Raw genomic sequence first — 18,724 nt, forward strand, 5'->3', positions numbered from 1 at the left:
ATTTTCTGTCTTCAAATATCCACGGGGGGATTTTCAAGGGGGGCGCGTGCGTCCCCCTTGAAGCGGGTGCGGGTGGCAACCCGCGCGGCGCGAGGGGGCTCGATGCCCCCGAGCGCCGCCCCTACCGGCGCGCTTCGCGCAGCCAGCCGCCCAACACGAAGCCCACCCCCAGCAGCAACCAGGCCCAGGCAGGCAACAGCGGCGTCAGGCGAAGGTCGGTGGTGACGTAGGCACCGCGCGGCGTTACGCCCAGCCAGCCGCGCCCATAGGCCTGCCGTCCAGCGTCGATCAGGCGCAGGGCGGGCAGACCGGCAGCGATCGCAGCGGTGCCGCCGCGCGTTGCGTCCAGCAGGGGCGCGAGCGGTGCTCCGTCTGCCACCACGCGCTCATACTCACGCGGGTTCGCCGTGCCCAGAACGGCCACCGTCTCCTGATCTTCGGACCGCAGGCGGTAGAGCCCCGGCTCTGCGCCCTGCCAGTCGGCGGTAAACCGTCCCGGCGCCGTCTCGACCAGCGGCACCTCGACTGTGCTGTCATCCGGCCCGGTGATCGTCACGCCATGCGGCCCGTCGTCCAGTGAGCGGCGGGTGATATGCAGCCCCTGCCCGTCGGCCTCGGCCACCAATGCCTCTTCTTCCAGATCCGGCTCGCGCATCATCCAATGCGCCAGCCGCCGCAGCAGCTCGGCCTGCGGCCCGCCGCCCTCGAAGCCGCGATCCCACAGCCAGGCCTGATCCGAGGCGAGGATCGCCACGCGCCCTTCGCCCGCGTGATCGAGGATCAGCAGCGGCCGCTCATCGATCCCCTGCATCACCACCTCGCCGCCGCGCGGCGTCAGGTCGATCTGGCGCAGCCAGCGGCCCCAGCCGGGCACATCGCTGCCCGCGCGCGGCGGGTAGTCGGCGTCCAGCCCCGCCGTCACCGGGTGCCGCTGGCCGATGTCGCTCAGATGTGGCGTGAACGGCTGCTCGAACACCCGCGCCGTCGGTTCACCCGGCAGGATGCGGCCCAGCGGCGAATGGTAGATGCTTTCGGCGCTGGCCAACTCGGTCCCGCCGACGACCAGCAGCGCGCCGCCCTCGCTGACATAGCGGCGGATGTTCTCGAAATACGAGCTGGGCAGGATGCCGCGCCGCCGGTAGCGGTCAAAGATGATCAGGTCGAACTCGTCGATCTTCTCGACAAACAGCTCGCGCGTCGGGAAGGCGATCAGCGACAGCTCATTCACCGGCACGCCGTCCTGCCGGTCTGGCGGGCGCAGGATGGTGAAGTGCACCAGATCCACCGACGGGTCCGATTTCAACAGGTTGCGCCACGTCCGCTGCCCGGTATGCGGCTCGCCCGAGACCAAGAGCACCCGCAGCCGGTCGCGGATGCCGTTGATCTGCACCACGGCGGCGTTGTTGCGGTCGGTCAGCTCGCCCTCTTGCGGGTCGAGCACGAAGCGCAGCACGTTCAGCCCGCCGCGATCCAGCGTCAGGTCCAGCCCCATATCCTCGCCCACCGGGGCGGTCGCATAGCGCAGATCTTCGCCATTGAGCGCAAAGCCCACCTGCACCGGGCGACCGCGCAGGGCTTCGGGCACGTTGCCCTCATCCTCGATCCGCAGGGTCAGGCGCAGGGTTTCGCCAAGGATGCCGTAGGCGGGCGCGTTGCGCACGATCAGCCGGCGGTCCCATTCCTGCGCCGCGCCGGTCTGCACCAGATGCACAGGGGCGGGCGGCGGGGTGGTGGAAGCGTCATGCGCCAGCCCGTCCGAGACCACAAACACCCCCGCCAGCCGGTCGCGCGGTAGGTCGGCCAAGGCCGCATCCAGCGCGGTGTTCAGCGTCGAGCCGCCGTTGTCCGGCGCATCGGGCACCGAGACCACGCGCTCTTCGATCCCCAGCCGTGCCAGCTCGGCTGACAGATGCGTCAGCGCCGCCTCGCTCTGCGCCTGCCGGTCGCTCAGCCGGTTCGAGCCGGTCTCATCGCGGAGCACCAGCGCGATGTCGCTCAGCGCCTGCCGGTCCTCGTTCTGCAGCGACGGATTGGCCAGCGCCGTCAGGATCAGCGCAAAGCCCAGCGCGCGGAACGCCCAGCCCGCCAGCCCGCGCCAGACGGACAGCAGCGTGACCAGCAGTGCCGCAGCGCCCAGCGCGGCGATCACCGGCCAGATCAGCAGCGGGTCAAAGACCACCTCAACGCCCGTCATTGGCCCAGCCTTTCCAGCAATGCGGGCACATGCACCTGATCGGATTTATAGTTCCCCGACAGCACATGCATCACCAGATTGACCCCGAAGCGGATCGCCATTTCGCGCTGCCGCTCGCCGGTCGAGCCGCGGCCCACCGGCAACAGCGGCATCCCACGCTCGTCCACCGCCCAGGCCGAGGCCCAGTCGTTCGAGCCAAACACCACCGGGGTCACCCCGTCATTAAGGTTGCGAAACGGCATGCCTTCGGCGCGTTGCGCGTCGGGGGGGGCGGCCTCGACCCAGACGGTGCCGCCCTGATAGCGGCCCGGATAGTCGCCCAGCAGATAGAAGGTGCGGGTCAGCACATGGTCGACGGGCAGCGGTTCCAGTGGCGGAATATCCAGCCCGGCGGTGATCTGCTGCAGGCGGCGTCCGGCCGAGGTGGTGCCGCCCGACAGCCGCGCCGCTTCGGCATCGCGGGTGTCAAACAAGATCATCCCGCCCGAGCGCAGATAGCGGTTCAGCCGGGCGTTGGCATCCGGGGATGGCAGTGGGCTGTCAGGGGTGACCGGCCAGTAAAGAAACGGGAACACCGACAGCTCATCGGTTTCAATATCCACCTCCATCGGCGCGGCAGGCTCGACAGAAGACCGCAGGAACAAGGCGTTGGACAAGCCGCGAAGCCCGGCCAGCGCCACCTCATCCACCTGTGCATCGCCCGAGGACACGGCCCCCAGCACCACCGATTCCGTCGCCTCCAGAATGCGCGGGTCGATGTCCTGCGCCTGTGCCTGTGGCACCGCAGCACCCAGCGCCAGCAGCACCAGAGCAGCGCGCAATAGCCGCCCGCCCAGCGCCAAGGTCGCCAACGCGTCGGCCATCAGCACGGCGGCGGCCAGCGCGAACAGATAGCCCGCCAAAGGCACCTCAGGCCGCTCGACCCCGGTTTCCAGATTGGTGCCCAGCGGCCATTGCGCCGGGGTCAGCGGGGTTTGCGCGTCGGTCGCGTTCACCGCCAGCCGCAGCGCCGTCCCGGCGTACAGGCCCGGCGGCAGGTTCGGCCCCGGTTGCGCGGTTCCGGCCAGCACGGGGGCGAGTTCCTCACCCGTGACAGCGGCGCGGTCACCGGCGTCGGAGAGCAGGCCGAACCCGTCCATCACCTGTTCCGGCTGCCAATGCGTCCCGGCCAGCTCCGTCGCCTCGGGCGCGCCGCCCTGCGTGCTGACGGCAAGCCGTTCCAGCATCGACACGAACAGCCCCGACAGCGGCAGGTTCGACCATTCGGCATTGGCGGTGACGTGGAACAGCACCACCTGCCCCGCGCCGATCGCGCGGCGGGTCACCAGTGGCGTGCCATCGGCCAGCGCGGCAATCGTGCGCTCGGACAGATCCGGCCCCGGCTGCGCCAGAACCTGCGCACGGATGCCGACATCGGCGGGAACGGGCAGCCCCGCGAAGGGCGAATTATCCGGGAAGGGCGCCAGCGAGCGCGGGTCGCCCCAGCTCATGGCGCCGCCCACGGTGCGGCCCCCGGCGCGCAATTGCACGGGCAAGAGCGGGTCATCGGCCTGCCCCGGCGCGCCCAGCAGCGCGTTCGCGCCCGCCCCGGCCATGCGCGGCCCGGCAAAGCGCAAGAGCAACCCGCCGCCCTCAACCCAGGTGGTCAGGTCGTCGGTCTCGGTCTGCGAAAGGCTGGGCATGTCGGCCAGCACCAGCACATCAGGCCCGGCCAGCAGCAGATCGTCCAGACTGGCGCTTTCGACCAGATCCGAGGTCGGCATCAGCGCCTCGCGCAGATAATGCAGCGGCGAGAGCAGGGCGAGCGATTCATTCCCCTCGCGCACGGTCAGCAGCGCCACCTTACGGCGGCGCAGGCTGTCGTCGCTCAGGCTGACTGCCCCGGCCCCGCGCGCGCCCTCGATCTGGAACCGCGTGATGCGGTTGCGCAGCTCGGGCGGCAGGGTGAAGCTGGCCTCGGCGCTCAGCGCATCGGCGGCGAAGCCCAGCGGCGCGCGGGCCAGATCGCGCTCGGCCCCCGCCGGATCGCGGCCAATCGCCAGCAGGGTCAGCGCCTGTTCCGGCCCGCCGGTGCGGCGCGCGGTGACGGTCACCGCCTCACCGTCGAAGGTGGCCGGGGCCAGCGCCAGCACCGGGGTCGCGGGCTCGAACACCTGCACCGGGCCGTGGTCCTCAAGCGCCGCCAACAGCGCTGCACGACCATCGCGGGCCAGACCGTCGGAAATCCACAGCGTCTCAACCGCCTCGGGCAGCGCCGCAGGCCAGTCGGGCAGCGCAGCGCCCGGGGTCCACGGACGCGGTGCCAGTCCCGGCAGGCGCTCACGCCAGAACTCACCGGCGCGGAACTCGATCTCACCGACCGGCGGATCGGTCAGCGTGACCACTGCGACCGGACGCCCAGCGCGTTGCGCGGCCTCCAGCGCTTGCCCCGCCCGCTCCATCCGGCGCGGCCAGTCGCGGGCACTCGCCCAGCTGCCATCGAGCACCACCAACAGCGGCCCCTGCCCCGGCAAGGCGCGCGAGGGGTTCAGGACCGGACCCGCCAGCGCCAGAATCAACGCCGCCAGAGCCGCCACACGCAGTAAAAGCAACCACCACGGGGTGCGCTGGCTCTCGGGGTCACGCTCGCGCAGACCCAGCAGCAGCGCGATGCCGGGAAAGCGGCGGCGCACCGGCGCGGGGGGCACGGCGCGCAGCAACCACCACAGGATCGGCAGCGCCAGCAGCGCCCAGAGCAAAACGGGCGTGGTAAAACCAAGGGCCGAAAACACGCTCATTTCTGCCCCCCGCTCAGCGCCTGATAGAGCCACAACAGCCCCTCAGCCGCCGACCTGTCGGTGTGCAGCGTGGTGGCGTGCCAGCCCGACTGCCGCGCCATCGCCGCCAGCCGGTCTTTGCGCGCGGCCAGTTTGTCGCGGTATTGCTCGCGCAGATCACCGGCGCGCAGGGTCTCGAAACTCATATGGCCCGACATGCTCTCGAACCGGGTGCGGCCATCATAGGGAAACGCCTCTTCTACCGGGTCGAGCACCTGCACCAGAATGCCGCGCATGCTGCGTGCGGCGGCCAGCGCCAGCGCGCCCTCAATATGCTGCAACTCGCCCAGAAAATCGGAAAAGAGCACCACATGCCCTCCGGTCGGCGCGGCCTGCAGATCAATCGCGCCGTGCTCACCGGCGACGCCCGGCTCTTCCGCCAGTGCCACGGCCAGCCGGTTGGCCTGCGCGCGCCCGGCGCGGGGGGTCATGTCGGCCTCGGCCAGCCCCACCCGCTCGCCACCGCGGAGCAGGACCAGCGACAGCGCCATGGCCAGCAGGCGGGCGCGGTAAGATTTGGTCTCACGCGCCTTGTCGCCGGTGAAATTCATCGCGGCACCGCCGTCGACCCACAGACTCACCGGTCGCGCCGCCTGCCATTCGCTTTCGCGCAGATACAGATCATCACCGCGCGCCGAGCGTCGCCAGTCGATGCGCGACGCCTCGTCGCCCGGCCCGATCGGACGGAACTGCCAGAACTCGGACCCCGGCCCCGAACGCCTGCGCCCATGCGCGCCGGGCAGCACGCTGGCGGTCAGATGCTCGGCGCTGACCAGCAATGCGGGCAGCGCGCCCGACAGCGCCTCACCGGCGCGGCGCAGACCTGCACTGCCGCCAGAGGCGCTGTTTTGGCTCACGCGGCAGCCTCGAACGTGCCGGTCACGCGGCCCGCCACCCGGTCGATCACGCCGCCCAGCGTCTCACCGCGTGCCCGCGCCGCAAAGCTCAGCGCCATGCGGTGAATGAGCACCGGTCGCGCCAGCGCCGCGACATCCTCGGCCGAAGGGGCCAGCCGCCCCTGCAACAGCGCCCGCGCCCGCACCGCCAGCATCAGCGCCTGCGCGGCGCGGGGGCCGGGGCCCCATGCCAGCGAGTCGCCCAGACTGGGGTCGGCATCCGGCGTGCCCGGACGGCAGGCGCGCACCAATTCCAGAATCGTCGCCACGACGCTTTCACCCACCGGCATCCGGCGGATCAGGGTTTGCGCGGCCAGCAGATCGGCGGGCGAGAACACCTCATGCACCACGCCCTCTTCGGTGCCCGTGGTGGCCAGCAGGATCGCCCGCTCGGTCGCCAGATCGGGATAGTCGACGTCAATCTGCACCAGAAAACGGTCAAGCTGCGCCTCGGGCAGCGGATAGGTGCCCTCTTGCTCGATGGGGTTTTGCGTGGCCAGAACGTGGAACGGCAAGCCCAGCTTGCGGTGCTGACCGGCAATGGTCACCTCACGCTCCTGCATCGCCTGCAACAGCGCCGATTGCGTGCGCGGGCTGGCGCGGTTGATCTCATCGGCCATCAGCAGCTGGCAAAACACCGGCCCTTCGATGAAGCGGAACGCGCGGCGGCCATCGGCGTCGGTGTCCAGAACTTCCGAGCCCAGAATATCCGACGGCATCAGGTCCGGCGTGAACTGGATGCGGTTGGATTGCAGCCCCATCACCGTGGCCAGCGTATCCACCAGCCGCGTTTTGCCCAAGCCCGGCAGGCCGACCAGCAGCGCGTGACCGCCCGACAGAAGCGCCATCAGCGACAGGTCGACAACCGTCTCCTGACCGATAAAACGGGGCGCAATGGCGGCGCGGGCCTGTTGAAGCCGGGCGCCAAGCGCCTCGATCGCGGGGACCAACGTGTCGCTCATGGGCGCATTTCCTCCGGGCGTGATCTGTGTTCGCCCGGTTTATACGTCAGGCCGACGCATTTCGCCCAGACCAAGTTGGATAAAATGACGGCGTCACAAGACAATGTGACAGACCTGCCCCGAAACCCCGGTGCCATGACCGCTATTTAGCCGCCAGATGCGCTGCCAGCGCCTCGGCCTCGGTCAGCAGCCCCGAAACGTGCGGATCTTCGATCCGCAGCGCTGCAAAGTGCCGGTGGATACCGCGCAGATAGTCCAGACTGGTGCCAAGAAACCCCTCGCCCGTGGCCAGACACCGTACCTGCTCGGCACGGCTGAGACCGGCAACGATGCTGTCCGCCGCGTGATCGGCCAAGAAGGCCACGCAGGGGATCGTCCCGGCTTCGGTCTGCGCCGGGGCGACGATGGGAATATAGCCCGCGCCGATCATCTCGCGCTGCCACAGCACTGTCGTCTCGGCATCGACCTGCGCCGCATCAATGCGAAATGCCAGCCCGTCGCAGCCCTCAACCCCGTGGTCGAGCGCGGCCATCAGGCCCGGTGCCTCAGGCGTGCCGCGTCCGCCGTTCACATCGCGCAGAATAAAGCGCCGCGCATAGCCCGGCATATGCGCGCGGCGGACCTGCGTGAAGTGGATGCCCGGATCCCACATCAGCGAACCATAGGCAAAGACCCACATATCGCCCGCCCAGTCCGCCAGAAACGCGTGGCGCAGCGCCTCGCGTTCGGCGTCGGTGCGCAGCCATGCCGTGGAATAACCCTTGGCTTCGACCCTCTCGCGGACAGAGGCCGTCGTTAACCCGCGGAATGCCGAGTGCGCCGGGTCGATGATCAGGTCCCGCAGGCCCGGATGGTACAGGAAAGGGTCGTCGGACATGCGCCGGGTTTTCCACTCTCGTTCGCGCACCCGTTTCCTTCGGCGCGTGATTTTATGTCAGGGGCGTCTATATAATCCTGTACGGACAAGAACCCGCCCCCAACTGGAAAGTATCTATGTCTTCTCACCCGACCCCGAACGCCGACTCGCTGGCCGCCTCGGCCCAAAAGGCGGCGAAAAAGGGGGGATTGCCGCCGGTCCACCTGTGGAACCCGCCGTTTTGCGGGGATCTGGACATGCGCATCGCGCGCGACGGGACGTGGTTCTATCTGGGCACCCCGATTGGCCGCGCACCTTTGGTGCGGCTGTTCTCAACCATCCTCAAGTTGGAAGACGGCAAGTATTTTCTGGTCACGCCGGTCGAGAAGGTGGGCATCACCGTCGATGACGCCCCCTTTGTCGCGGTCGATTTCACCGCCAGCGGCACCGGAGCTGCGCAATCCCTGCGGTTTGAAACCAACGTCGGCGATTTTGTCGAAGCTGGCCCCGACCATCCCCTGCGCGTCACCCGCGACCCCGAGACGGGCGAGCCTGCGCCTTACGTGATGATCCGCGCCGGGCTTGAGGCGCTCATCGACCGCAAGAGCTTTTACCGGCTGGTGGAATTGGGCGCACACGCCGAGCACGAGGGCGACAGCTGGTTCGGCCTGTGGTCGGGCGGCGCGTTCTTCCCGATCATCCCCTCGGCAGAGATGGGCTGAGCCGCGCAACAGGGGCTTTCCCCGCGCGCCGGGTTCGGGCATTCCGGAGCCTGACCTGAGCAAAGGCCCTTTTATGCGTAGCCCCCGCCTTGCCGTTTCGGCGATGTTCTTTCTCAATGGCATTCTCTTCGGGGCATGGGCCGCGCGCGTCCCCGCCTTTGTCGAGGCTTTCGCGCTGGAGCCCGGCATGCTGGGCCGCTTGCTGCTCTGCCTTGCCGGCGGTGCCATTCTGGCCTTTCCGCTGGCCGGGTGGCTGAGCGACCGCATCGGCGCGGCCAGCGCCACGCGGTTTATCGGCATCGGCTATGCGCTTGCCCTGCCCCTCATTGCCCTCGCGCCCTCGACCGCATTCCTTGCTCTGGCTCTGCTGCTGTTCGGCGCGGGCCATGGGGCGATGGATGTGGCGATGAACGGCTGGGGAGCCGAAGTCGAACGCGCCCGCGAACGCCCGATGATGGCGGCGTTCCACGCGATGTGGAGCCTCGGCGCAGGTGTCGGCGCGCTCACCGGCGGCGGCGCGGTCGCGTTGGGACTGGCACCGCTGGGGCATTTCGTGCTGATCGCGGTGATCGCCGGGGGCCTCACGCTGTTTCTGGCCGCGATCCCGTGGGAGTCGCGCCGCAGCGCCGCCGGTCCCGGCTTCGCCCTGCCCGCGCGCGGCTTGCTGCTGGTGGGGTTGGTCGCCTTTTGCTCGTCGCTGGGCGAAGGCGCGATGGCCGACTGGAGCGCGGTGTTCCTGATCGAGGTGACCGGCACCGACGAAGCCCGCGCCGCGCTTGGCTACGGCGTCTATTCCGCCGCGATGTTCGTCGCGCGTTTCAGCGCCGATGCGGTGATCGTCCGGCTTGGCCCCGTGCGCACCGCGCGCATCGCCGGGGTTGTCGCCTTCGCCGGTCTGGCCGTCGCCCTGACCGGCGGCACGCTGAGTGCCGGGCTGATCGGGCTGGCGCTGCTGGGTCTGGGCTATTCCGTCGTCATCCCGCTGGCCTTTTCACGCGCCGCCAACGACCCCGAGATCCCGCAGGGCCGCGCCATCGCGGGCGTGGCTACGCTGGGATACGGCGGCATGGTGCTGGGCCCTGCGGTGATCGGCGGCGTCGCGCAGCTGTGGTCGCTGCCCGTCGCCTTCTGGATGATCGCCGTGCTGGCCCTGGGCATCAGCGCGCTGGCGGGCGCGCTGCGCCGGACTTAGACCGCCGCCTTGTCGCCGGTCAGCTCAAGGAACGCATCCTCAAGATCCGCCTGCTCGGTGGTCAGGTCGATCACCTCGACCCCCGCACCGTGCAGCGAGGCCAGCAGCGCCCCCGCCTTGACCGTGCTCTGCGGATAGGTCAGCGCCAGCCAGCCATCCGCCCGGTCTTCCCGCGTGACACCATGCGGCAGATCCACCGCGCCGATCGGCCCGGCTGCCCGCACCAACAGCGTCTTGCTGTCCATCCGCGCCAGAATCGCCGCCGTCGAATCGCGCACCACCAGACGGCCGCGGTCGATGATGGCGATCTCGTCGCACATCTCTTGCGCCTCTTCCAAATGGTGCGTGGTCAGAATGATGGTCATCCCTTGCCGGTTCAGCTCGCGCACGTTGGACCACAGCATGTGGCGCAGCGCGATGTCCACGCCCGCCGTCGGCTCGTCCAGCACCAGAACCTGCGGCCCGTGCACCAGCGCCTTGCCCAACAGCAAGCGCCGCCGCATCCCGCCGCTGAGCGTGCGGGCATAGGCATCGGCCTTGTCGGACAGGCCGATCAGCGACAGGATCTCATCCGTGCGGCGCTCACGCGCGGGCACGCCGTACAGACCCGCCTGCGTTTCCAGCGACTCACGCGGGGTGAAGAACGGATCGACGTTCAGCTCCTGCGGCATGACGCCGATGGCAGCGCGGGACTGGCGCGGGTTCTGGTCCTGATCAAACCCCCAGATCCGCACCCGGCCCTCGGACTTGCGCACGAGCCCGGCCATGATGTTGATCAGCGTGGATTTTCCCGCACCGTTCGGCCCCAGCAGGCCAAAGACCGCGCCTTGCGGGATGGTCAGGTCAATGCCCGTCAGGGCCTCTTTGGCCGCAGACTTGCCGCTGGCGGCATAGGTCTTCTTCAGGCCTTCGATTTCAATCGCGTTCTGGGTCATCTTGCTCCTGACGCCAAACGGGGTATGTTCGGACCCATCACCTAGGTCGATTGCCCCGCCGAGACAAGGAAGCAGACATGTCCGCCACCCAACCCGCGCATGATGCGCCCGCCACCCACGTCGTCGCCGCGCGCCGTTTTTCCTGCGATGGCGGTGAGGGCGCGCTGGGTCATCCCCGCGTCTGGCTGACCGTTCCGCACGATACCGGCTGGGTCGACTGCCCCTATTGCGACGCGCGTTACATGCTGGACCCGGCGGCAACCGACAGCCACTAAGGGCCGCCGAACAGGCCCTGTGCTCTGACGCGCAAAGGCGGGGCTGGATAAAATCCGGCCCAGCACCGATATCCTTGTCAACCGATCAAGGAGAGCGCCCATGACCTTTCGCCCCGTCAAATCGACCTCGCTGGCCAAACCGACGCTTGAGGGCGCAGGCGTTCACCTGCACCGCGCCTTCGGTTTCGGCGAGCCCTCGGTCAGCGATCCCTTCCTGCTGCTCGACGATTTCCGCAACGACAAGCCGCATCTCTATTCCAAGGGTTTCCCCTGGCATCCGCACCGCGGGATCGAAACGATCACCTATGTGCTTGAAGGCTCGGTCGAGCACAGCGATTCGCTGGGCAACAAGGGCAAGCTGGGCGCAGGCTCGGTGCAGTGGATGACCGCCGGATCGGGCATCCTGCATCAGGAAATGCCCAAGGGAAACGCCAAGGGCCAGATGCACGGCTTCCAGCTGTGGGCCAACCTGCCCGGCAAGCTCAAGATGACCAAGCCGCGCTATCAGGACATCAAAGGCTCGGACATCGAGACGGTGATCGACGATGACGGCACCGCCGTGCGCATCATCACCGGCAAGTTCTGGGGCAAATACGGCCCCGTCGATGGCATCGCCGCCAAGCCGCTGTATCTGGACGTCTCGGTCCCGCCCAACACCCGCAAGGTGCTGCCGGTCGACACCTACATGAACACCTTCGCCTATATCTTTGCCGGTGCCGCCACCTTCCGCGATGCCTCGAACCCGGTCGGTGTGCGGGTTGAGAAAGAAGTGAACGGAGTCGAGCTGAACATCCGCGACATGAGCGGCGACCGCACGCTGGTGCGCTTTGGCACCGGCGATGAGATTGTGGTGAATGCCGGGCCCAAGGGTGTGCGCTTCCTGCTCGTCTCGGGCCAGCCGATCAAGGAACCTGTGGCGTGGCACGGCCCGATCGTGATGAACAGCAAGGCGCAATTGCAGCAGGCGTTCAAGGAACTCAATAACGGCACCTTTATCCGCTGAGGGTGCAGGGGGACGCGGCTGACGCGCCCCTTCCCCGCTGGACGCCCCGGCTTCGGACCGATACCAAGGAACGAAGCGCAAACAGGGGGCGTCTCGCATGGACTTTGGCAAAGGCGCGCACCTTCATCTGATCGACGGCTCGGCCTTTATCTTCCGCGCCTATCACGCCTTGCCGCCGCTGACGCGCAAGTCTGACGGGCTGCCTGTGGGCGCGGTTCAGGGGTTCTGCAACCTGATCTGGAACGAACTGAGCGCCAGCACCCCGACCAAGACCAAGCCCACCCATATCGCGGTGATCTTCGACGCAGGCTCGATTACCTTCCGCAACGAGCTGTACCCCGAGTACAAAGCCAACCGCCCCGAATTGCCCGAGGATCTGCGCCCGCAGTTCCCGCTGACCCGCGAAGCCACCCGCGCCTTCAACATTTCCTGCATCGAAAAACCGGGGTTCGAGGCCGACGACATCATCGCCACCTACGCCCGCCTTGCCACTGAAGCGGGCGGCACCTGCACCATCGTGTCGTCCGACAAGGATCTGATGCAGCTGGTCGGCCCCGGCGTCGATATGTTCGACCCGATGAAATCCAAACTGATCGGCCCCGATGAGGTGATGGAAAAATTCGGCGTCGGTCCCGACCGGGTGATCGACGTGCAATCGCTGGCGGGCGATTCGGTCGATAACGTCCCGGGCGCGCCCGGCATCGGGCTGAAAACCGCCGCGCTTTTGATCAACGAATACGGCGATCTGGAAACCCTGCTGGCCCGCGCCGCTGAGATCAAGCAACCCAAACGCCGCGAAACCCTGCTGGAGAAAGCCGACCAGATCCGGCTGTCGCGCGATCTGGTGTCGCTCAAGCGGGACGTCGAGCTGGACGAATCCCTCGATTCGATGATCTGCACGGTGCCCGAGTCCGGCCCGCTGATGGAGTTCCTCGCCAAGATGGAATTCCGCACCCTCACCCGCCGCATTGCCGACAAGCTGGGCGTCACCGCCCCCGCCGTCAGCGAAGCCCCGGCCGCGGCCCCCGCGCCGGACGCCGCCACCTCGCCCGCCGCCCTCGAACAACCGCCCTTCACGCCGGAAAACTACACCTGCGTGCGCGACCTCGACACGCTGAACCAATGGGTCGCGCGCATCCGCGAGCAGGGCTATGTCGCCGTCGATACCGAAACCACCTCGCTGGACGAAATGCAGGCGGAACTGGTCGGCATCTCGCTGTCGCTGATCCCCGGCGAGGCCTGCTATATCCCGCTCACCCATAGCGAGGGCGTGGACGACCTTTTCGGCGCAGCCAAAAAGCTGGATGGCCAGATCGACCCGGAGGAGGCGCTCAAAGCCCTCAAACCCGTGCTCGAAGACCCCTCGATCCTGAAAATCGGCCAGAATATCAAATACGACGCCAAGATCTTCGCCCGTCGCGGCGTCAAGGTCGCGCCGATCGACGACACCATGCTGATGAGCTACGCGATGTTCTCGGGCCTGCACAATCACGGCATGGACCTTTTGTCCGAGACCTATCTCAACCACGTCCCGATCCCGATCAAACCGCTGCTCGGCTCGGGCAAATCCGCCCGCACCTTCGACAAGGTCGGCATCGAGGACGCGACGAAATACGCCGCCGAAGACGCCGACATCACCCTGCGCCTGTGGCAGACCCTGCGCCCCCGCCTGCACCAAGAGCGGGTCACCTCGGTCTATGAGACGCTGGAACGCCCGCTGGTCCCGGTGCTGGCCCAGATGGAAATGCACGGCATTCAGGTTGACCGCCAGACGCTCAGCCGCATGTCCTCAGCCTTCGCGCAGACGATGGCCGGGCTGGAAGCCGAGATCCACGAGATGGCCGGCGAGGTCTTCAACGTCGGCTCGCCCAAACAGTTGGGCGAGGTGCTGTTTGACAAGCTGGGCCTGCCCGGCGGGAAGACCAGCAAGACCGGGGCCTATTCCACCGGCGCCGACATCCTCGAAGACCTCGCCACCGAGCATGAACTGCCCGGCAAGGTGCTCGACTGGCGGCAGGTGTCGAAGCTGAAATCCACCTATACCGACGCGCTGCAACAGCACATTAACCCCGAAACCGGCCGCGTCCACACCTCCTACGCCCAGACCGGCGCGAACACCGGGCGCCTGGCCTCGACCGATCCCAACCTGCAAAACATCCCCGTGCGCACCGAGGAAGGCCGCCGCATCCGCGAGGCCTTTGTCGCGCGTGAGGGCTGCAAGCTGGTCTCGCTCGACTACTCCCAGATCGAGCTGCGCATCCTCGCCCATGTCGCCGATATCCCCGCGCTGAAACAGGCGTTCCGCGACGGGCTCGACATCCACGCGCTGACCGCCAGCCAGATGTTCGGCGTGCCGCTGGACGAGATGACCTCGGAAATCCGCCGCCGCGCCAAGGCGATCAACTTCGGTGTGATCTACGGCATCTCCGGCTTCGGCCTTGCGCGCAACCTGCGCATCCCACGCGCCGATGCGCAGGCCTTTATCGACACGTATTTTGAGCGGTTCCCCGGCATCAAGGACTACATGGAGGCCACCATCGCCTTCGCCAAGGAACACACCTACGTCGAAACCCTGTTCGGCCGCCGCATCCACACGCCCGAGATCAACGCCAAAGGCCCCGGCGCCGGCTTCGCCCGCCGTGGTGCGATCAACGCGCCAATCCAAGGCTCCGCCGCCGACATCATCCGCCGCGCGATGATCCGCATCCCCGACCAGATCGCGCATCTGCCCGCGAAAATGCTGCTGCAGGTCCATGACGAACTGGTGTTCGAGGTGGAAGAAAGCGCCATCGACGAGACCATCGCCGTGGTCAAGGAGATCATGGAAAACGCCCACCTCCCGGCGGTCCAGATCGACGTGCCCCTGATCGTCGATGCCGGTGTCGGGGACAACTGGGCACAGGCTCATTAACCCCCCATCAAGGTTAACGCCGCCGCCGCGAGGCCCCGATGATCCACAGCTACGCCGAGCTCCGCGCCTTCGCCCTCTCCCTTGACCTGCCACAGGTCGCGGACAGCACAGCCTGGGGCAATCCTTGCCTCAAGGCGCATGGCAAGATGTGGGTCTGGTGGTCGCCCTATATCGACGCCGCCGTGTTCAAATGCGATTTCGACGAACGCGAGATGCTGCTGCAAGCCGATCCCGACACCTTCACCCTGCACCCCCACTACACCAACCACCGCTTCATTCTGGTCAAGGCCGGCCACATCGACCCCACCTGGGCCGCCCCGCGCCTGACGCAGGCCTGGCGCGCCCTCGCCCCCAAACGCTGGCTCAAAACCTGGGACGCCGAAAACCCCCTCTAAACCGCGCCCAACTTTATGCTTCAAATATCCACGGGGGGATTTTCAAGGGGGGCGCGTGCGTCCCCCTTGAAGCAGGGGGCCCGGGGGGCGGCAGCCCCCCGGCTTTCGCTGACGAAACCAATTCCCCTCGCCGCCGCCCTGCGCTAAAACGCCTCCATGACCGACGAACCCCAAGACGTCCCCCCCCTTCCGATCCCGCTCGACGCCCCTCTGGCCGAGCCGCTGCGCCGTGCGTTGGGCGAGCGTTATCTGCAATACGCGCTGTCGACGATCATGCACCGCGCGCTGCCTGATGCGCGCGACGGGCTCAAGCCCGTGCACCGCCGCATCCTCTTCGCGATGCGCGAGCTGAAACTCACCGCGACCGGCGGTTTCCGCAAATCCGCCAAGATCAGCGGCGACGTGATGGGCAACTACCACCCGCATGGCGACAGCGCGATTTATGACGCGATGGCCCGTCTGGCGCAGGATTTCAACGTCCGCTACCCGCTGGTTGACGGTCAGGGCAACTTCGGCAACATCGACGGCGACAACCCCGCCGCCAGCCGCTACACCGAGGCCCGTCTGACCGCCGCCGCCGAGGCGCTGCTGGATGGGCTGGCCGAAAACGCCGTCGATTTCCGCCCCAACTATGACGGCACGCTGGAAGAACCGATCGTCCTGCCCGCCGCTTTTCCGAACCTGCTGGCCAATGGCTCCAGCGGCATCGCGGTCGGCATGGCCACCAACATCCCGCCGCATAACCTCGATGAGCTGATCTCGGGCTGTCAGGCGCTGATCAAGGACCCGGAACTCTCCGACGACGATCTGGTCAAGCTGATACCCGGCCCCGACTTCCCCACCGGCGGCGTCATCGTCGAGCCGCGCGAGTCGATCCTTGAGAGCTACCGCACCGGCCGCGGCGCCTTCCGCCTGCGCGCCCGGTGGGAGATCGAGGAGCTGTCGCGGGGCACCTGGCAGGTGATCGTGACCGAGATCCCCTATCAGGTCGCCAAATCCAAGCTGATCGAAAAGCTGGCCGAGGTGATCCAGCTCAAGAAAGTCCCGCTCTTGGGCGACGTGCGCGACGAATCCGCCGATGATGTCCGCATCGTGCTGGAACCGCGCTCGAAGAATGTCGACCCCGAGCAGATGATGGGCATGCTGATGCGCGTCACCGACCTGGAACTGCGCTTCAGCATGAACATGAACGTGCTGATCGACGGCCGCACACCCAAGGTCTGCAGCCTGCGCGAAGTGCTGCGCGCCTTCCTCGACCACCGCCGCCTTGTGCTGCAACGCCGCTCGCAGCACCGTCTGGACAAGATCGACCACCGGCTTGAGGTGCTCGAAGGCTTCATCATCGCCTATCTCAACCTCGACCGCGTGATCGACATCATCCGCTATGACGAGGCCCCGCGCGACGCGCTGATGCGCGAGGAATGGGGCCGTACCTTCCCGCGCGCAATGAATGAGGCCGATTACGTCGGCCCGCCCCCGGGCGAGGGTGAGCTGACCGAGGTGCAGGCCGAAGCCATCCTCAACATGCGCCTGCGCAGCTTGCGGCGGCTGGAAGAGCTGGAACTGCGCAAGGAACGCGACGCCCTGCTCAAGGAACGCGCCGCGCTGGACGATCTGCTGAACTCGGACGCCCGTCAGTGGAAACGCATCGGCGAAGAGCTGGAAGGCGTGCGCAAACAGTTCGGCAAGGAAACCGCGCTGGGCAAACGCCGCTCGGATTTCGCCGTCGCCGGTGAGGCCGAGATCCTCGCGCCCGAAGCGATGATCGAGCGCGAGCCGATCACCGTGGTCTGCTCGAAAATGGGCTGGATCCGCGCGATGAAGGGCCATGTCGCGCTGGATGGCGAATTCAAGTTCAAGGACGGCGACGAAGGGGCCTTTGCCCTGCACGCCGAAACCACCGACAAGATCCTGATCTATGGCTCGAACGGGCGATTCTACACGCTGCTGGGTGCCAACCTGCCCGGCGGGCGCGGCATGGGTGAACCCGTGCGGCTGATGGTCGATCTGCCGAACGAGGCGCAGATCCTCGACATCTTCCTGCACCAGCCCGGTACCCGGATGATCGTCGCCTCGGCCGAGGGCGACGGCTTCATCATCCCCGCCGACGAGCTGCTGGCGCAGACCCGGACGGGCAAGCAGGTGCTCAACCTGCGCGACGGCGTCAAGGCGCTGGTCTGCAAGACGGTCAGCGGCGATCACATCGCCACCGTGGGCGAGAACCGCAAGATGCTGGTCTTCCCGCTGGACGAGCTGCCCGAAATGGGCCGCGGCAAGGGCGTGCGGCTGCAAAAGTTCAAGGATGGCGGGTTGTCCGACCTGACCACCCTCACGCTCACCGAAGGCCTGTCGTGGAAAGATCCCGCCGGTCGCACCCGGCACGAGCCGGACCTGACCGAATGGCTGGCCAAGCGCGCCACCGCCGGTCGCATGGCCCCGCGCGGCTTCCCGCGTGACAATCGCTTTGCGTAAATCTTTGGCCACAGGCCCCGGCGTTGCTATGCCGGGGTCAATCGGCTAAGGATTTCAGGCACAAACACGAGGGACGCCCATGGCCATCGCGCGCATCACGCTGAAGACCACGCTGGCTGCGGGCCTCCTGGCCCTGATGGCCGCCTGCTCGCGGGACGGCACCCAGCTTGAAGACATGCGCACCGAATTCAGCGATTTCCGCCTGTGCTATAACATCGTCACCACCAATGACACGGTGCAGGGCCCGCTCTCGCGCGAAGCCAATCTCGACGACTTCGCCGACGTCATGCGCGATGAGATCGACCGCCGCTTTGGCCGGTACGAGGGCGACCGCCTCTACCACATCGCCATCCACATGGACGCCTATGTGCTGGCCGTGCCGGGTATCCCCATCGTCGCCTCGCCGCGCTCGGCGCTGATCATTTCGACCAATCTGTGGGATGACCGTCTGGGCCGCCCGCTCAACGAAGAGCCCGAGCAGTTCACCATTCTGGAAAGCGCCGGAGGGTCGTCCATCGTCGGCTCGGGCCTGACCCAGACGGCCGAGCAGCAGATGGCCGCGCTGGCCGCGAACGCAGCCCTGCGGATCGAGACCTGGATGCTGGAACACCCTGAGTGGTTCGAGCACGCAGGGGATGAGACAGCGCCTGCCGATGCCGCGGCAGCGGCCACTGACGCACCCGTGCCGGACGCCGCGACCCCCGACGCAAACGCCGTCGTTCTGCCAGCCGACGCAGCTGCAACTCCCGCCGCGGATCCGACAGGAACGGCCTCTGCCGGCGACGGCACCGCGCCTCAACGCGGCTGCGGGCGGCGCTGACGCGACGGTAGGCACCCGGCTGCAACGCCGGGTCCGCCACAGCCCAGCGTTTTAGTGCCGAAACGACGCCAATCGTCTTGATTTTCCCGTGTTTCGCCGTTATCTCGCGCGCGACGCGGCCCGCCGAAATGCGGGGTTTTCCCCGCGCGCTCGACACCCAACAGGCGGGGCCTCCCCCGCCGCGCGGATCACGACTTGAGGAGAAGCCATCATGGCGAAGGCAAAGTTTGAACGTAACAAGCCGCACGTGAACATCGGGACGATCGGTCACGTTG

General features: G+C 67.4%; 14 protein-coding genes. 8 read left to right on the top strand and 6 right to left on the bottom strand.

The window, feature by feature from the left end; genetic code table 11:
• Nucleotides 1-121: 121 nt before the first annotated feature.
• The 5 genes from EAE28_RS08005 to EAE28_RS08025 all read right to left on the bottom strand — a co-directional run bounded on the left by EAE28_RS08005 (nt 122) and on the right by EAE28_RS08025 (nt 7,745).
• Nucleotides 122-2,194, bottom strand: coding sequence for a hypothetical protein (locus tag EAE28_RS08005; RefSeq protein ID WP_127105296.1), 2,073 nt, complete (start codon nt 2,192-2,194; stop codon nt 122-124).
• Nucleotides 2,191-4,971 carry a DUF4159 domain-containing protein gene (locus EAE28_RS08010; RefSeq protein ID WP_127105297.1) on the bottom strand — a complete coding sequence of 927 codons (2,781 nt, stop codon included), beginning with the start codon at nt 4,969-4,971 and terminating at the stop codon, nt 2,191-2,193. Before EAE28_RS08010 ends, EAE28_RS08005 begins: the two co-directional genes overlap by 4 nt.
• Nucleotides 4,968-5,867, bottom strand: coding sequence for a DUF58 domain-containing protein (locus tag EAE28_RS08015; protein WP_246022305.1), 900 nt, complete (start codon nt 5,865-5,867; stop codon nt 4,968-4,970). Before EAE28_RS08015 ends, EAE28_RS08010 begins: the two co-directional genes overlap by 4 nt.
• On the bottom strand, nt 5,864-6,868 hold the full coding sequence (locus EAE28_RS08020) for an AAA family ATPase (protein ID WP_127105298.1): 1,005 nt from the start codon (nt 6,866-6,868) through the stop codon (nt 5,864-5,866). Before EAE28_RS08020 ends, EAE28_RS08015 begins: the two co-directional genes overlap by 4 nt.
• 142 nt (nt 6,869-7,010) lie before the next feature.
• Nucleotides 7,011-7,745, bottom strand: coding sequence for a gamma-glutamylcyclotransferase (locus EAE28_RS08025; RefSeq protein WP_127105299.1), 735 nt, complete (start codon nt 7,743-7,745; stop codon nt 7,011-7,013).
• Between the two features lie 116 nt (nt 7,746-7,861).
• On the opposite strand from EAE28_RS08025, the gene EAE28_RS08030 reads away from it, so the two are divergent.
• Both EAE28_RS08030 and EAE28_RS08035 read left to right on the top strand, forming a co-directional pair.
• Nucleotides 7,862-8,446 (top strand): DUF1285 domain-containing protein, encoded by a 585-nt coding sequence (locus tag EAE28_RS08030; protein ID WP_127105300.1) that lies wholly within the window; start codon nt 7,862-7,864, stop codon nt 8,444-8,446.
• 73 nt (nt 8,447-8,519) lie between these two features.
• Nucleotides 8,520-9,638, top strand: a complete 1,119-nt coding sequence (locus EAE28_RS08035) for an MFS transporter (RefSeq protein WP_246022306.1) — start codon at nt 8,520-8,522, stop codon at nt 9,636-9,638.
• Here the strand turns inward: EAE28_RS08035 and EAE28_RS08040 are convergent.
• Nucleotides 9,635-10,573: an ABC transporter ATP-binding protein gene (locus EAE28_RS08040; protein WP_127105301.1), complete on the bottom strand. Its 939-nt coding sequence runs from the start codon at nt 10,571-10,573 to the stop codon at nt 9,635-9,637. The two genes, EAE28_RS08035 and EAE28_RS08040, sit on opposite strands and share 4 nt — an antisense overlap.
• Nucleotides 10,574-10,650: 77 nt before the next feature.
• On the opposite strand from EAE28_RS08040, the gene EAE28_RS08045 reads away from it, so the two are divergent.
• The 6 genes from EAE28_RS08045 to EAE28_RS08070 all read left to right on the top strand — a co-directional run bounded on the left by EAE28_RS08045 (nt 10,651) and on the right by EAE28_RS08070 (nt 18,449).
• Nucleotides 10,651-10,848: a zinc-finger domain-containing protein gene (locus tag EAE28_RS08045; protein ID WP_127105302.1), complete on the top strand. Its 198-nt coding sequence runs from the start codon at nt 10,651-10,653 to the stop codon at nt 10,846-10,848.
• Between the two features lie 100 nt (nt 10,849-10,948).
• The gene (locus tag EAE28_RS08050; protein WP_127105303.1) at nt 10,949-11,851 is read left to right on the top strand and encodes a pirin family protein; all 903 of its coding nucleotides are present in this window, start codon (nt 10,949-10,951) and stop codon (nt 11,849-11,851) included.
• A gap of 97 nt (nt 11,852-11,948) precedes the next feature.
• On the top strand, nt 11,949-14,762 hold the full coding sequence (polA, locus tag EAE28_RS08055; protein WP_127105304.1) for a DNA polymerase I: 2,814 nt from the start codon (nt 11,949-11,951) through the stop codon (nt 14,760-14,762).
• A gap of 38 nt (nt 14,763-14,800) precedes the next feature.
• Nucleotides 14,801-15,157 carry an MmcQ/YjbR family DNA-binding protein gene (locus EAE28_RS08060; protein WP_127105305.1) on the top strand — a complete coding sequence of 119 codons (357 nt, stop codon included), beginning with the start codon at nt 14,801-14,803 and terminating at the stop codon, nt 15,155-15,157.
• 156 nt (nt 15,158-15,313) lie between these two features.
• Complete coding sequence (locus EAE28_RS08065) at nt 15,314-17,629, top strand: DNA topoisomerase IV subunit A (RefSeq protein WP_127105306.1); 2,316 nt, start codon at nt 15,314-15,316, stop codon at nt 17,627-17,629.
• Nucleotides 17,630-17,708: 79 nt separating this feature from the next.
• Nucleotides 17,709-18,449 carry a hypothetical protein gene (locus EAE28_RS08070; protein WP_181954482.1) on the top strand — a complete coding sequence of 247 codons (741 nt, stop codon included), beginning with the start codon at nt 17,709-17,711 and terminating at the stop codon, nt 18,447-18,449.
• Nucleotides 18,450-18,724: the final 275 nt, after the last annotated feature.

The sequence above is a fragment of the Pararhodobacter zhoushanensis genome (assembly GCF_003990445.1).
Lineage (GTDB): Bacteria > Pseudomonadota > Alphaproteobacteria > Rhodobacterales > Rhodobacteraceae > Pararhodobacter > Pararhodobacter zhoushanensis.